14 protein-coding genes and 1 tRNA gene are annotated in these 13,839 nt (G+C 61.7%); 7 read left to right on the top strand and 8 right to left on the bottom strand.

From position 1 onward, the window contains the following. Positions 1-5: 5 nt before the first annotated feature. From ACESUZ_RS04940 to purH, 3 genes are all read right to left on the bottom strand, one after another. Positions 6-677, bottom strand: a complete 672-nt coding sequence (locus ACESUZ_RS04940; protein WP_373198788.1) for a response regulator transcription factor — start codon at positions 675-677, stop codon at positions 6-8. A gap of 177 nt (positions 678-854) precedes the next feature. After that, complete coding sequence (locus ACESUZ_RS04935; protein ID WP_373198787.1) at positions 855-1,586, bottom strand: hypothetical protein; 732 nt, start codon at positions 1,584-1,586, stop codon at positions 855-857. Positions 1,587-1,667: 81 nt separating this feature from the next. Continuing rightward, positions 1,668-3,275, bottom strand: coding sequence for a bifunctional phosphoribosylaminoimidazolecarboxamide formyltransferase/IMP cyclohydrolase (gene purH, locus ACESUZ_RS04930; RefSeq protein WP_373198785.1), 1,608 nt, complete (start codon positions 3,273-3,275; stop codon positions 1,668-1,670). Between the two features lie 277 nt (positions 3,276-3,552). On the opposite strand from purH, the gene ACESUZ_RS04925 reads away from it, so the two are divergent. Next, positions 3,553-4,194: a GNAT family N-acetyltransferase gene (locus ACESUZ_RS04925; RefSeq protein WP_161115892.1), complete on the top strand. Its 642-nt coding sequence runs from the start codon at positions 3,553-3,555 to the stop codon at positions 4,192-4,194. Positions 4,195-4,383: 189 nt separating this feature from the next. Here ACESUZ_RS04925 and ACESUZ_RS04920 read toward each other — a convergent pair whose 3' ends face one another. Further along, the gene (locus ACESUZ_RS04920) at positions 4,384-6,327 is read right to left on the bottom strand and encodes a DUF2207 family protein (protein ID WP_373198783.1); all 1,944 of its coding nucleotides are present in this window, start codon (positions 6,325-6,327) and stop codon (positions 4,384-4,386) included. 515 nt (positions 6,328-6,842) lie between these two features. Here ACESUZ_RS04920 and gluQRS point away from each other — a divergent pair. After that, complete coding sequence (gluQRS, locus tag ACESUZ_RS04915) at positions 6,843-7,844, top strand: tRNA glutamyl-Q(34) synthetase GluQRS (RefSeq protein ID WP_373198782.1); 1,002 nt, start codon at positions 6,843-6,845, stop codon at positions 7,842-7,844. Positions 7,845-7,859: 15 nt separating this feature from the next. Here the strand turns inward: gluQRS and ACESUZ_RS04910 are convergent, their stop codons facing one another. Both ACESUZ_RS04910 and ACESUZ_RS04905 read right to left on the bottom strand, forming a co-directional pair. Next, a complete protein-coding gene (locus tag ACESUZ_RS04910) occupies positions 7,860-8,585 on the bottom strand; it encodes a metallophosphoesterase (RefSeq protein WP_117847872.1) in 726 nt (241 codons plus the stop codon). Between the two features lie 85 nt (positions 8,586-8,670). Next, positions 8,671-8,910: a hypothetical protein gene (locus ACESUZ_RS04905; protein WP_117847870.1), complete on the bottom strand. Its 240-nt coding sequence runs from the start codon at positions 8,908-8,910 to the stop codon at positions 8,671-8,673. Between the two features lie 353 nt (positions 8,911-9,263). Here ACESUZ_RS04905 and ACESUZ_RS04900 point away from each other — a divergent pair, with 353 nt between their 5' ends. From ACESUZ_RS04900 to ACESUZ_RS04890, 3 genes are read left to right on the top strand one after another with little or no spacing between them, the layout of a single operon-like run. Beyond that, on the top strand, positions 9,264-9,806 hold the full coding sequence (locus ACESUZ_RS04900; protein WP_117746835.1) for a UBA domain-containing protein: 543 nt from the start codon (positions 9,264-9,266) through the stop codon (positions 9,804-9,806). A gap of 18 nt (positions 9,807-9,824) precedes the next feature. Continuing rightward, entirely contained in the window at positions 9,825-10,604 is a 780-nt protein-coding gene (locus ACESUZ_RS04895; protein WP_006235907.1) for a response regulator transcription factor, read from the top strand. Beyond that, positions 10,588-11,883, top strand: coding sequence for a sensor histidine kinase (locus tag ACESUZ_RS04890; protein ID WP_373198780.1), 1,296 nt, complete (start codon positions 10,588-10,590; stop codon positions 11,881-11,883). Before ACESUZ_RS04895 ends, ACESUZ_RS04890 begins: the two co-directional genes overlap by 17 nt. 75 nt (positions 11,884-11,958) lie before the next feature. Here ACESUZ_RS04890 and ACESUZ_RS04885 read toward each other — a convergent pair whose 3' ends face one another. Both ACESUZ_RS04885 and ACESUZ_RS04880 read right to left on the bottom strand, forming a co-directional pair. Further along, complete coding sequence (locus ACESUZ_RS04885) at positions 11,959-12,333, bottom strand: VOC family protein (RefSeq protein WP_373198779.1); 375 nt, start codon at positions 12,331-12,333, stop codon at positions 11,959-11,961. Positions 12,334-12,344: 11 nt separating this feature from the next. Next, positions 12,345-12,632, bottom strand: coding sequence for a PTS sugar transporter subunit IIB (locus ACESUZ_RS04880; protein ID WP_055252380.1), 288 nt, complete (start codon positions 12,630-12,632; stop codon positions 12,345-12,347). A 163-nt stretch (positions 12,633-12,795) separates the two neighbouring features. On the opposite strand from ACESUZ_RS04880, the gene ACESUZ_RS04875 reads away from it, so the two are divergent. Both ACESUZ_RS04875 and ACESUZ_RS04870 read left to right on the top strand, forming a co-directional pair. Continuing rightward, on the top strand, positions 12,796-13,419 hold the full coding sequence (locus ACESUZ_RS04875) for a hypothetical protein (RefSeq protein WP_271740251.1): 624 nt from the start codon (positions 12,796-12,798) through the stop codon (positions 13,417-13,419). A gap of 31 nt (positions 13,420-13,450) precedes the next feature. Further along, positions 13,451-13,535: transfer RNA gene (locus ACESUZ_RS04870), tRNA-Leu, on the top strand. Positions 13,536-13,839 lie beyond the last annotated feature (304 nt).

Genomic DNA, 13,839 nt, shown 5'->3' with positions numbered 1-13,839 from the left:
GGCCCCTAGACCGAATAGCCCTGGCCGCGGTGCGTGGTCAAATACCCCTTGATGCCGATTTTTTCGAGCGTGGTGCGCAGGCGGTTGATGTTAACGGTAAGCGTATTGTCGTCCACGAAGGCGTCGGAGTCCCACAGGTCCTGCATGATGGCCGAACGCGAAACGATCTTGCCCGCGCGGCTCAGAAGCAGCGAGAGGATACGCAGCTCGTTTTTGGTGAGCTCGGTACTGGTGCCGGTTTGCGTGTTGGTGACCATGGAGCGTGCGAGGTCGAGCTCCAGTCCCTTGTGTACGAGCGTGCTGCGCTCGCCCGCCGCCGCGGTGCGACGCAGCAAGGCATTGATGCGGGCCACGAGCACGCGCGCGCTGTAGGGCTTGGGAACAAAGTCGTCCGCGCCGAGCGTCATGGCCATGACCTCGTCAATCTCGGTCGTGCGCGAGGTGAGGACGATGATGGGAACCTCGGATTCGCGGCGAACCTCGTGGCAGATATGCTGGCCGTCCTTGACGGGAAGCGTGAGGTCGAGCAGCACCAGGTCGGGCGCGGCGGCGAGGATATCGCGCGAGACATGCTCGAACGATTCGCAGGTCTCGATTTCAAACCCGGCGCGGACAAGGATGTCAACAAGCTCGCGACGAATGGGTTCATCGTCCTCAACGATATAGATTAGCGCCATGGATTCCGCTCCCCTCTTGGTTGTCTTGCCCCATTATGACCGCGGAGCCGCAGGTACGCGCCTCGCGTGTCACCAAGGTGACAGAACTGTTCGCGAACGAAAACGCTTGGCTCGTCCCTCGCTCGCAACGGGCGCGGGAATCAAATGATTATTAAATCCCCGTCCCAGAAAAATCATTTAGCGGCGGGCGCGGAGCTTTTTGTAGCCGTCGGCGAAGAAGGCGACCGTCGCGGCGTCGGCCTCGGCAGCGTCCGTCTCGGTTGCGGGAACCACGCCGTGCTCGTCGCTCACCAGGAACAGCGCGCCCTTGAGTTGCGCGGGAATGTCTACGCGCGTGACCGGGATGCCCTTGGTCTGGGCGAGCTGCTCGATGAGCGTCGCCGTGCCGCACAGGCACTCGTCCGCCGGCGCCACAAAGGCAAGCTCGCCGTTGTTGACGGCGGCGAGCAACTCGGGCGCCACACCGGTCTCGTCGGCCTCGGAGCGGGCCTCGGCGGAACGGGCACGCAGCGCCTTGGCCGACGTATCGGCGAGCGGCTCGTACTCCCCCACCGTCATGGCGGCGTTGCCGTTGATGTCGATCACCAGCATGAGTACGCCGTCGTGCGCAGTGTAATCGCCCTCGGCAAGCGACCACTCAACGTGCTGTTTGGCCCAGCTGAGCATGTTATGGGTAAGCGGCTCGCCCTGCACCAGGCGCTCGGACAGTGCGCGAATGTGGCGGTTGAGCATGGGCACCTTTTTATTGGACATGCGCCAACGGCAGATAAGCGCGGGCTTGTCGAGCGTAAACTTCTCGACCGCCTCCTGATTGGCGCAAAAGTCCTCGTACGCACGCTGATCCTCGGCATTGCCAAACAGCTCGGCATCATCAATCTGGGGCATGGTCATACCTTTCGTGTTAGTCATTCCGTCCTCTTATACCAAAAAGACGGCCCTCCAAACGGAGCAGCCGTCTTTTGCGGAGATTATTTTGTCCCAAGGCGGAACTTAGTGGCGGAAGTGGCGGGCGCCGGTAAAGACCATAGCAATATTGTGCTCGTTGCAGGCCTGGATGCTTTCGTCGTCGCGCTTGGAGCCGCCGGGCTGGATGATGCAGGTCACGCCGTGTGCAGCAAGCACGTCGACGTTGTCGCGGAACGGGAAGAACGCGTCGCTTGCACAGGCAAAGCCGCCCTTCTCCACGCCCTCGCGCTCGCAGAAGTCCTCGGCGCGCTCGCAGGCAAGTAGCGCAGAGTCAACGCGGTTAGGCTGACCCGGGCCCATGCCAATGCCGGCCTTACCCTTGGAGACCAGGATGGCGTTGGACTTAACGCCCTTGCAGACCCTCCAGGCAAACTCGAGCTCGGCCATCTCGGCGTCGGTGGGCTTGCGGTCGGTGGGGAACGTAAAGGTCGCGGGATCCTCGGTCACGTGGTCGACCTCCTGCACCAGCATGCCGCCGTCGACGGAGCGCAGCTCCACCTGAGCGCCGTGGTCCACGCCGCCGGTCGCCAACACGCGCAGGTTGGGGCGCTTGGCCATGCGCTCGAGCGCCTCGGCGGTGTAGCTCGGGGCGATGATGACCTCGACGAACTGCTTGTTCTGATCGGCAAAGTGCTCAACCAGATCAAAGGGAACCTCGCGGTTGCAGGCGATGATGCCGCCGAAGGCGCTCTTGGGATCGCAGGCAAAAGCGCGGTCGTAGGCAGCCGTGATGTCCTCGGCAACGGCGGAACCGCAGGGGTTCTGGTGCTTGAGGATTACGCAGGCCGGCTCGTCGAACTCGCGGACCAGGTTCCAGGCGGCGTCGGCATCCAGATAGTTGTTGTAGCTGAGCGGCTTGCCCTGGATCTGCTTGGAGCCCACGAGCGGGAACTGCGAGCTCGCGGTGTTCTCGCAGCCCTCGGCAAAGCGATAGACTGTGGCTTTCTGCTGCGGGTTCTCGCCATAGCGCAGGTCGTCGACCTTCTCCAGCGAAATCTCGAGCTTGGCAGAGGTGTCCGCCACGTCGCTTGCTTGGGCGGCGAGCCAGCGGGAGATGGCCGTGTCGTAGGCGGCGGTGGTCTGGTAGACCTTCACCTGCAGGCGACGACGGGTGGAAAGCGTGGTGCAGCCACCGGTCTCGTGCATCTCGGCCAGGACGGCATCATAGTCGGCCGGATCGGAAATGACGGTAACGCTCGTGGCGTTCTTGGCGGCAGAGCGCAGCATGGAGGGGCCACCGATGTCGATGTGCTCGATGGCGTCCGCGAAGGTGACCTCGGGGTTGGCGACGGTCTTCTCGAACTCGTACAGGTTGACGACGACCAGGTCGATCAGCTTAATGCCGTGCTGAGCCGCCTCCTGCATGTGCTGCTCGGAATCGCGGCGGGCCAGCAGCGCGCCATGAACCTTGGGGTGCAGGGTCTTAACGCGGCCGTCCATCATCTCGGGATAGCCCGTGAACTCCTCGATGGGGGTTACGGGAACGCCCGCGTCCTCGATGGCACGAGCCGTGCCGCCCGTAGAGATGATCTCGACGCCAAAGTCGTCAACCAGCGTCCGTGCGAAATCGACGACGCCCGTCTTATCGGTAACCGAGATCAACGCGCGTGCGATCTTCACATCAGATCCCATGCAGTCCTCCTGTCTGGTACGCCGCCGTGCTCTGTGAGTCGGTGATACGTCGATCTGCAGCGCTCGCGCAGCGGCATTGAAAATACTGATTTAATGTAGCGCATCGAGCGCATCGATGCACCCCGCAACGGGCGCATGTGCAGAAAAAGTTTGCGAGCGGAGGGGATGGGCATGGCACCGGGCACGGTGAGTTCATGGAACACAGGGGCACCATAATTAGATGCCAATGGCGTGGTAGAACTGTGCTCGATATGCATCCGCAAAAGAAAGAGGCACCATGGTCTCGCGGGTTCTCTACCGACCGTTTGATACCGAAGACTTCGACGCCATCGCGCTGATTCTGCAGCAGCTTTGGCATAACAATTCGGATAACGATGAGTACAACCGCCTTGAGGCCGCGTGCGACCTCGCCTATTGCCTTTCGTCGTCGACGTTTTCACAGGTTGCCGTAATCGACGGTCAGGCGCGTGGCATTTCGCTCGCGCGTGCGGGACAGAGCTCCGGCACCACTATCAACGAGCATTGGATGGATACCGAACGCGCGCTGCTATCGCAGATGCGTGAGCTAGAGCCCGATGCGTGCGCCGAGTATCTCTCGTTTGTGCGCGCAACCATCCGAACCAACAACCGCCTGCTCGAGAGCAGCCCGTTGCCGCACGACAACGAGGTCACGCTGCTTGCCGTGGATCGCGATGTCCATGGCCTGGGCGTTGGCACGGTTCTGCTCGATGCCGCCGTCTCGCACCTGTCCTCGCTTGGAGCGACGAGGGCGCACCTGTACACCGACTCCAACTGCTCGTGGAAGTTCTACGAGCTGCACGGCTTTAAGCGCACGGCCACGCACCGCGCCAACCGCGAAGAGCGCCGTCACGACATGCCGCGCGAAAGCTTCCTCTACGAACTCGATCTAACAGCCTAAACCCGGCAGTTAGGGACGTTCCTTTTGTGCCGGCACCCCGGGACACTCCTTGGCAGCAACCGCACCTAGTCGTTGGGGACGTTCTTAAATGATTAGTCGCTGGGGACAGTCTTCGTAGGTAGCGCGTAAAAAGGGGATGGGCTTTCCCCGACGGCTGTCGAGAAAAGCCCATCCCATAATTTACGACCGTTAGAACGTTCCGCCGCCGCCTCCGCCGACGCCGCCACCACCGCCGCCAGAGAAGCCGCCGCCGCTGCCGCCGCTCGAGCTATCGGAGCTCGAAGCCAGCTCGCGGATGGTCTCGTGATACACATCGTTGAACGAATCGAGCGGAGACTCGATACCGTAATGATGGTAGTACCACCAGTAGCAGGGATAATTGTCATAGAAGCCGTCGGCCTCGCGCACCTCGGGCGGCACGGCCTCGGCAAGCTGACGCAGCACTTCCTTGGAAACACCCAGCGCCACGCCCATCACCAGCAGCTTGTTCCACAGCACCAGATCGCCCGGGACGGCTTCCTTTAGACGCGTGAAGTCCTCGAGCCAATGCTTAAGTGCCTTGCAGCGAGCCGCCACCTCGGCGCCCTCCGGCGTAAAGCGGCGAAACGTAAGGCCCACGCCGATACCCACCAGCACAATCGGCACCGAGATAACCGCGGCGGTAATGTTCGCCTGTGCGCCATCGGTAAAGAAAATGGATCCCACGGGAACAAAGGCAATCAGGATACCAAGAACCAGGCAAAACACCATTGCAACAATGCCGTCCGAGGCAACGTACTCGCTATCGGCCAGCTTGCCCTTAACGGTGTTCTGATAGTCCTCGAGCTTATCACCCACGGGTGTAGCGTGCTGCTTGACGTAGTGCTGCAGCTCGTCGAACGTGCGCGAACGGTCACCGTTCTCGTCAGGCTTAGCACCGGCAAAGAAGACCTTGAGCACCATGTGGTCAATGCCCTTGGCCGACTTCCAGCCCGCATCACTCACCGTCACGCGATACGTCTGCTCTTCTTTTTCACGCCCCAACAGACCCTTCTTGGCCTTGGTCACGGTCGCCTGCTCCAGCTTGATCACACGGTCGTCAGTGAGCTTCATGAGCGTGGCGATATATGCCTGGTCGGGCACCTCGTTCCAGCTCATGAGGGCCGAAAGCACGGCGGGATGGTCGGCCGAAGGCACATCGCGGAAATACTCGTCCTGGAAAAGCGGCTTGGGCTTGCGCTTGCGCAGCTTGAGCATAACGATTGTGCCGGTAAAGACCACCGCCGCAACAACACTTAGCACGGCAAGTGCATTGGCAATCATGCGAGCGTGAGCGCGGCGGGCGTTAGCTTCGTCGGCCCATTCCTTCTCTTCGCTCAGGATCGTTGACATGCGCTCTTCGCCCGAAGCGGCAAGCTGCGGCACCCAGTCGCTAGGGAAGGCGATGCGTGCCTCGGCGAATTCGCCCTGATGCACGCAGGGAATGGTATAGGTGACCATGGGTTCGTCCGCATCGAGCGATACATCGCCCGTCAGCGGGCCGTGGCCCCATGCGCGGAAGTTATCGCCCTTGACGGCCGCCGTCCCGGCAGCGGCATTCGCGAAGTACACTTCCATCTCAACGTCATCGGAGTCCGCGGACCAGCCGTCGCCCACAAACTTCCAGTAGAGCTCGGCGGTATCGGCCCAGTTCATGACCGCACCGGTCATGGTGTAGCTCACGTAATAGATCGCGCTGTCGCCGCTCTCGTGGGGGCTGAACACCTTAATCCTTACGCCGTCACCGGTCTGCTCGACCGTGTAGACGCCAGAATCGCCCTTGTTCGCGCTATCGACTTTGTTAAACGCGGTGTCCTCTTCCTCGACACTCAGCACGTCAACGCCCGCCGTGCCGCCCTGCTGGTTGGTGCCCGTATTGATCTCCCAAAACACGCCGTTGATGTCGTCGTCGAAATCAAACTGGCGTCCCTCGACAACGGTCAGCGATCCATCGGCCTCAACCGTGGCACTGATATAAGTTTGGGTCATGGAGTAGCCGTCGGCGTGCGCGGCGACAGGCAGCAGCAACAACGCAAGCGTGACGAGCACGCAGACGGAAGCGAATCGCGCAAACAGGTGGCGCTGCCGGCTGACTTTGGCGGCGAGGGTGTTCATAGGCACATCCTTTGTCTGTAAAACCAACAGCGCCATTGTCCCACGTTTGCGGGTACGCATGGCGAACATCTAGGCGACCGGAGCGCCAAACGGGATGAAAGTCACACCCGCACCCCGGCAGCTAGTCATTGGGGACGTTCTTAAATGACTAGTCATTAGGGACACCCTTGGCATAGCCCGCCCCGGCAATAGATACCACTTCACAGCTCCGTCACAGGTGTAGCGGCTTTGTGTGGGCGCGGCACGCGCTGATTGAGCCGCCAGCCGAGGGGCATAAAGCAGTTGAGCGAAAACGGTTTGCCCCTTTGCCGTTCGCTCGAGGATCATGTCCCCCTTTTCCGCGGAAACCCCGGCAGTTGCGAAGAGCTGCCGGGGTTTCTGTCGTTTGTGAGGCTAAGTCGGTACGCAGCGATCGAGACCTTGAGCCGCAAACCCACCGTGCGCAATGCGTACCGCCGCCAACTTGTGAGCGCAGCAACGCCTTCCCTGCCAAGCCCCGCGTTATACTCGTCCGCATGGATATCAACGCACGCAACATAGCAACACGCGCCGCGGACGCACCAGCAACGGCAGCGCCCACCCCCGTCGTGGGCCGCTTTGCCCCGTCGCCCTCGGGCCGCATGCACTTGGGCAACGTGTTCAGCTGCCTGTGCTCGTGGCTTTCGGCCCGCAGCCAAGGCGGCAGCATCGTGCTGCGCATCGAGGACCTGGACGATCGCTGCAAGCGCCCGGAACTTGCCACTCAATTGATTGACGACCTGGCCTGGCTGGGACTGGAATGGGACGAAGGCCCCTACTACCAGCACGATCGCCTGGATCTGTACGAGGACGCCCTGCGTCAGCTGCAAGACGCCGGCCTCACCTATCCCTGTTTTTGCACGCGTGCCGAACTCCACGCCGCGAGCGCGCCGCACGCGAGCGACGGCACGCCCATCTACCGCGCCGCCTGCCGAGACCTTTCTGCCGAGGAGGTTGCCCGCCGCAGCGCTCTGCGCGCTCCGGCCACGCGCCTGCGCGTACCCGCCGTCGACGACCTCGCAAACGATGTGATCGAATTCGTGGACCGCACGTATGGAGCCCAATGCGAAGCACTCGCCACCGAATGCGGCGACTTTTTGGTGCGCCGCAGCGACGGCGTTTTTGCCTACCAGCTAGCCGTGGTGGTCGACGACGCTGCCATGGGCGTCACCGAGGTCGTGCGCGGATGCGATCTGCTGGGCTCCACGCCGCGCCAAATCTACCTGCAGCATTTGCTGGAACTTCCCACGCCGCACTACGCGCACATTCCGCTGCTCATGTCGCCGGATGGCCGCCGCCTTTCCAAGCGCGACCGCGACCTGGACCTGGGCGAGCTCCGCACCCGCTTTGGCGCGCCCGAGGCACTACTGGGCTGGCTCGCCGGGCAAACAGGCATCGCGCCGGACGCCACACCGCGCTCTGCCGAGCAGCTGGTCGAGCACTTTAGCTGGGATGTTATCCGCACGCATCGGGAAAACATCACTGTAACGGTCGAGTAGCCAGCCACCCCGCCCCTACGCGACATCCCAGGGCTGGAGTTCGTCGCCCAGGCGGACAATACAGTCGTAGAGCACGGTGTGGCACTCGGCTGGGTTGGCGTCACGATGAAAATGCCCGTAGTACCAGCGCTTGTAGTCCAGGTGGTCCTCCAGCTCGTCGAAAAACGTGGTGAGTCGATCGACATCGGGATAATTCCAGCCAGGTGCCGGGTAAAGCGTGGGCGAAAGCATGCGCGTGGAGCAGGTATGGGTGATCGCATAGTCGACCTTCCAACCCACGCTGTCGAGCTTTGCCCGCGCCTCCTCAAAGTTGCGCTCGTCCGGCAGCTCCTGCGGCCACCAGCTGGAATACGGAATGCGGTATTCCTTATCCACGCTCGTGGCGCCGCCCATGGTAAAGATCGTTGAGCCGTCGAGCTCAAAAACCTCACCGCGCGTCAGGCGTCGGATGGGCGAGGTGTCCGACAGACGCTGCGTCAGGCCGCCGTGCCACAGCTCCATGGGGCGCTCCGACCAGTGATCGAAACGCTCGTGGTTGCCGTCGACAAACAGCACGGTATAGGGGCGCGACTCCAGCCAGGCGATGTCGGCACATTCCTCGGCAGAGAAATCCCACGGAAAGCCAAAGTCGCCCGCGATGATGAGATAGTCGTCACTTGTCAGACCATCCCCAAGATCCCAGTCGCGAAGCTTTTGCATGTCGACGCCGCCGTGAATATCGCCCGTCACATAGACCGTCATCGGATCACCACTTCCCTGTAAGTCGCTAGCCCACATTCTGCACGATCACTAAGTCAACCGTTCCAGCCCTTCCATCCTTTGGGACCTACCCCTCGCTCTTCCATCCAAACGGGTCAAACACCCAAAAGATCAGATCGAGCACGCCGCCGGTCATCGTGGCGCCGGCAAGAGCCATGCAAACATGCAGAAAGCTGGCACTTCGGAGCACGTCGAACGGCCCCAGAACAGCCAGCAGCGCGACCGCTGCGCCGGCTACGCACAGCGCGAGGCACGGCCCCGCGTCCTTTACGCACTTCTTTGCGAGATGCTTTGCGTTGTCACTCATCGGTATCGAACTCCTTAGAGAGTCGTTGTTCAGACGCATGCCGCCGCGGCAGAGCGGGGCGGCAGGGTAAGTGTCACATGCTGTGCGGACATCAATGGAGAAACCGCCTGCTCGACCAACCTTTGACGCCGTTTTGCACCGGCACCACATCCCCCGCTATCGAGGTCTAATACTTTTCCCACCGCTACCCAAAAACTCATCCAACGTTAATCTTGGCTCAAGAATCGCTTAATCTATAACCTGCACTATAGAGTTCGACCAAGGGCGGGGCGGCGCCACGCAGGCCGCCGAACGCAACGCTCGCGCCCGGGCAGATCGCCCGGCGTCGCGCCCATCGAACGAAAGGACAGGTCATGGACGACCTCGAAAAAGTTGAAACCATCCGCACCAAGTGCAACGTGAGCTACACCGATGCCAAGGCGGCGCTCGACGCCGCCGACGGCAACGTTTTGGACGCCATCATTTGGCTCGAGTCGCAGGGCAAGACCCAGACCACATCAGCGCATGCCGCCACCGAGTCTGAGCCGGTCGATGAGCCCTCGGCCGAGATGATCGCCGCGCAGGCCGCCTACGAAAAGTCGAGCGAAAAGACCGACTTCTCCAAGAAGATGGACAGCGTATGGGAGTACCTCAAAAAGCTCTTCCGCCTGAGCCTGGACACCAAGTTTATCGCCACGCGCCGCGATGCGATCATCCTCAACATCCCCATCCTGATCCCCATCATCGCCCTGTTTGCCTGGGGCGCTACGATTTGGCTAATGCTGATTGGCCTGTTCTTTGGCATGCGCTACCGCATCGACAGCGACGGCGACGTGCCCGGCAGCATCAACAACCTTATGAATCACGCCGCCGATGCCGCGGACGACATCAAGCAAAATCTGAACGACGACAAGTAATCGCAAACGGGGGCACGCATGGCACGGATCCTGATCGTAGAGGACGAGGAGAAAATCGCCCGCTTTGTGACGCTCGAGCTGGAGCACGAGGGCTACCAGGTGGAACACGCCGCCGATGGCCGCACCGCCGTGGACCTGGCGCTGGAGCGCAACTACGATCTTATTCTGCTCGATGTGCTGTTGCCGCAGCTCAACGGCATGGAGGTCCTGCGGCGCGTCCGCAAGCACAAGGATGTGCCGGTGATAATGGTCACCGCGCGCGATGCCGTGATGGACAAGGTGGCCGGGCTCGATGCCGGCGCCGACGATTACCTGACCAAGCCGTTTGCGATTGAGGAGCTGTTCGCACGGATCCGCGTGGCGTTGAAGCGCTCGGAGGCCGTGCGGGCGGCTTCAGGCGTTGGCGGCATCGGGACGGGCGCGGCAGGCGGCACGGGTGTCGGCGCCACTGCGATGCCCCCGGTCAGTGACTCGACCCAGGTTTCCGCCTCGCTCTCCCCCGCCACGCTCGCCGTGGGCTCGGTTGCGCTCGACCCCGACCGCCGCGAAGTCACGGTCGGCGGCTCGCCCATTGCGCTCACGGCCCGCGAGTTCGATGTCCTCGCCTTGCTTATGGCGCATGCCGAGACCGTGCTCACGCGCGAACGCATCGCGCACGAAGCGCTGGGCTACGAATACATGGGCGACACCAACAACGTCGACGTGCACATCGCGCATCTACGCGCCAAGATCGAGGACGCCGGCGGCGCCCGCATCATCCAGACCGTGCGCGGGGTGGGCTATGTCTGCCGCGCGTAACGCCGAGGCCAAGCGCGTCACCTCCATCGCCCGCGCCATCAACTGGAGCTATATGTGGCGCCGCCTGATGAGCTACGTTTGGCTCGACCTGCTGCTAGTAGTGATTGTGGCGGCGATCCTTGTCTATGGATACAACCAGACGCTGCCCGACGGCGCGTTTACCGCAGGATGGATCCCCGGCGCCACCGTTCACGGCATGACGCTGACGCCCGCGCGCGACTGGGACCTGACAACGCTCACCTATACCGTCGAGCTTGCGCGTACCACCAAGACTTTCCCCCTCGCGCAGGACCTCGTCGCGCTATGGCCTCTCTACCTTGTCGTTGTGGGTTGGCAGGTCATCAGCGTGCTCAACATGCTCGGCGGAGCCCGTCGCGTGCGCCGCACTATGGCACCGCTCAACGACCTTGCCTTGCGCGTGGACGAGCTCGGCCGCATGCAGCTCTCCGGTGGCAAGATGGAAACACTGGAGCAGGCCATCGAGCGCGCAAGCGTCGACTCGCCGAGCGTCACCACCGGCGACGCCGACCTGGCAAGCATCGAGGTTGCACTCAACCGCCTACTGCGCCAGATGCAAGAGGCCAAGCTGCAGCAGATGCGCTTTGTCAACGATGCGAGCCACGAGCTGCGCACGCCCATCGCGGTGATTCAGGGTTACGTAAACATGCTCGACCGCTGGGGCAAAGACGACCCGGACGTGCTAGCGGAATCCATCGCCTCGCTCAAGGCCGAAAGCGAGCACATGCAAGAGCTCGTGGAGCAGCTGCTGTTTTTGGCGCGCGGCGATGCCGGGCGCACGGTCCTGCGGCGTGCGGATACCAACCTGGCCGCACTGGTCGGCGAGGTATGCGAGGAATCGCAGATGATCGATACCGAGCACACGTATCGGCTGGCCTTTGACGCTGCGCTTGTCAGCGACCCGCGCTGCGACGCGCCCGTTGACGTGGCGCTCGTGAAGCAGGCTCTGCGCGTGATCGTGCAAAACGCCGCCAAGTACTCGGATGCGGGAACGACCGTCACATTTGGCATAACGCCCAATGCGGGCATGGACACGATCGACATAAGTGTTGAGGACGAGGGCATCGGCATGAACCAGGAATCCGCAGCTCACGCGTTTGAACGGTTCTACCGCGCCGACAATGCACGCGATGCCGGCGCACAGGGCTCGGGTCTGGGGCTTGCCATTGCCAAGTGGATCGTCGATAGCCATGGCGGCGTCATTGGCGTGACCTCAGTCGAGGGCGTCGGCAGCCGCTTTACGATTCGCCTGCCGCGCTAGGAAGCCCCTCGGCATAAATAAAGGGATAGGGCCACACGGCCCTATCCCTTTTTGCTAGCTATGGCAGCTTGTGCGCTACTCGCGGCACAGATGCACAGCGAAACCGGCGAACTCGCGCTTAAAGTACACGAGCTTGGTACCGCCGTCGGGCAGCAGCACGCGCGACTCCTCGTTGACCTCGAGCCCGCGCTCGGCAAACCACTTCTCAGCTGCATCGATGTCGTTAACGGCAAAGCCGATGTGGCCCTTGGTGCCACGACCGTTCTGCTTCATGATCTCGACCAGCGAATCGTTAAAGTACGAAACGGGGGTCTCGATAACGGGCAGGCCCATCATCGTCGAGAACAGCTCCGCGATCTCCAAGGCATCTGCCGGGTCGGTGGCGTTAATGCCCACATGGGCAACGCGCATGCCAAAGAGCTCGACCGGATTGGCGCTCTGCTCATTCATACAGGCAGCGCCTACTGAGCCATAACGTCGAGAACGGCCTTCTCGGCAGCAACGCGGTTCATGCCGGTCATGAAGGGCACGCCGCTCACGTACGGGCAGGTGAGGCCCTCGGGGGCAACGGTGGTGGCGATCAGCAGGTCGGCGCCCTCGTCGCAAGCGTCCTTGGCCTCGGAGATGGCGCACTGCACGATCTCATACTTGCCGGCATAACCGTTGGCGTCGAGCATGGTAGCGACCTTCTGGGCAACGAGCGTGGAAGTAGCAGCGCCAGCACCGCAAGCCAAAACGATCTTCTTCATAGGTAATATCTCCCTTCATGGTTTACTTTAGGTAAGTGTACCGCAGCGAGCGATGGCACTCAGCCTCGATGAGCTTTTATGCCAGTTTGCTTGCGCGCTGCGTATAATACATCTAGTACGTGTTGTCATACCGCTCGCTTTATGAGCGACTAAGGACCCCAATATGCCCGATTCCCGCACACTCTGGACCGCCGTCGTTATCATCTGCATCGCCGTATCGGTGTTCTTTAGCGTCAAAAAACGCACCACGTTCAAGCGTCTGCAGCAGCTTATGGCTGCCAAGCAGTGGGACGAGTTCGATCGTTTGCTCGACGGCAAACTCACCAGCATGCTGTACCCACGCTACAACCGCGACTACCTGCGCCTGAACTCCTATCTGCTGCGCGAGGACCACGAGCGTGCCAGCGAGATGTTCGACCTGCTGCTGGGGCTCAACCTCCCCAAGATGCAGCGCGTCGACCTGGTGATCAAAGCCTTTAACTACTATGTTGGCCAGGAGGACCGCAAAAAGTCCAAGGAGTTGCTGCACGAGATCAAGGGCTTTGAGGGCGGTCAGGCCGAGGCAGTTGCGCACGAGTGCCAGCTGATGTACGACACGATGATCCTCAAGCGCCACAACGACATTCCCGAGCTGGAGCGCATGCTCGAGGATGTCGGCGACGACCCGGTCAAGCGCTGCCGCTTGGAGTATCTGTTGGCTCTGCAGTACAAGAACAAGGGCGACGAAGCCAAGTTCCAGGAGTTCCTGGAGAAGTCGGGGCAACACTCGATGGCCGTCAACGCGTAACGGACGGCTTGTGCTAGACTTCTAGTCTCACGGGGGCGTGGCGGAATTGGCATACGCAGGAGACTTAAAATCTCTCGCCGCAAGGATTGTGGGTTCGAGTCCCACCGCCCCTACCATATGGAGCTTTCGAGCCCGTGTCCCCAAGGGATGCGGGCTCACTTCTTTTAGATGCCGGTGGGACTCGAACCCGCGAGGGGGGGGGCGAGCGTCAAGCGGACGCGCAGCGTCCGCAGCGAGCCGGCGAGGGCGCCAGCAGGCGTCCGAAGCCGGTGCGGATTTGCGCAGCAAATACGCAGACGTCCCACCGCCCCTACCATTTGGTTTTTACGAGCCCGCGTCCCCCAGGGATGCGGGCTCGTTTCTTTTACACGCCGGCGGGGCTCTAAGTTGCGGTGGAATAGATCCTGTTTATACCGTTTA

Origin of the sequence: Collinsella aerofaciens ATCC 25986 (assembly GCF_964239575.1) — a bacterium.
Lineage (GTDB): Bacteria > Actinomycetota > Coriobacteriia > Coriobacteriales > Coriobacteriaceae > Collinsella > Collinsella aerofaciens_BQ.
This window is presented reverse-complemented; position numbering and strand designations above follow the sequence as displayed.

Coding starts and splice junctions, on each gene's coding strand:
- ACESUZ_RS04940 (WP_373198788.1), bottom strand. CDS start 677: ATGGCGCTAATCTATATCGTTGAGGACGATGAACCCATTCGTCGCGAG.
- ACESUZ_RS04890 (WP_373198780.1), top strand. CDS start 10,588: ATGTCTGCCGCGCGTAACGCCGAGGCCAAGCGCGTCACCTCCATCGCC.
- ACESUZ_RS04920 (WP_373198783.1), bottom strand. CDS start 6,327: ATGAACACCCTCGCCGCCAAAGTCAGCCGGCAGCGCCACCTGTTTGCG.
- ACESUZ_RS04935 (WP_373198787.1), bottom strand. CDS start 1,586: ATGACTAACACGAAAGGTATGACCATGCCCCAGATTGATGATGCCGAG.
- ACESUZ_RS04900 (WP_117746835.1), top strand. CDS start 9,264: ATGGACGACCTCGAAAAAGTTGAAACCATCCGCACCAAGTGCAACGTG.
- ACESUZ_RS04880 (WP_055252380.1), bottom strand. CDS start 12,632: ATGAAGAAGATCGTTTTGGCTTGCGGTGCTGGCGCTGCTACTTCCACG.
- ACESUZ_RS04895 (WP_006235907.1), top strand. CDS start 9,825: ATGGCACGGATCCTGATCGTAGAGGACGAGGAGAAAATCGCCCGCTTT.
- ACESUZ_RS04875 (WP_271740251.1), top strand. CDS start 12,796: ATGCCCGATTCCCGCACACTCTGGACCGCCGTCGTTATCATCTGCATC.
- ACESUZ_RS04925 (WP_161115892.1), top strand. CDS start 3,553: ATGGTCTCGCGGGTTCTCTACCGACCGTTTGATACCGAAGACTTCGAC.
- ACESUZ_RS04910 (WP_117847872.1), bottom strand. CDS start 8,585: ATGACGGTCTATGTGACGGGCGATATTCACGGCGGCGTCGACATGCAA.
- purH (WP_373198785.1), bottom strand. CDS start 3,275: ATGGGATCTGATGTGAAGATCGCACGCGCGTTGATCTCGGTTACCGAT.
- ACESUZ_RS04905 (WP_117847870.1), bottom strand. CDS start 8,910: ATGAGTGACAACGCAAAGCATCTCGCAAAGAAGTGCGTAAAGGACGCG.
- gluQRS (WP_373198782.1), top strand. CDS start 6,843: ATGGATATCAACGCACGCAACATAGCAACACGCGCCGCGGACGCACCA.
- ACESUZ_RS04885 (WP_373198779.1), bottom strand. CDS start 12,333: ATGAATGAGCAGAGCGCCAATCCGGTCGAGCTCTTTGGCATGCGCGTT.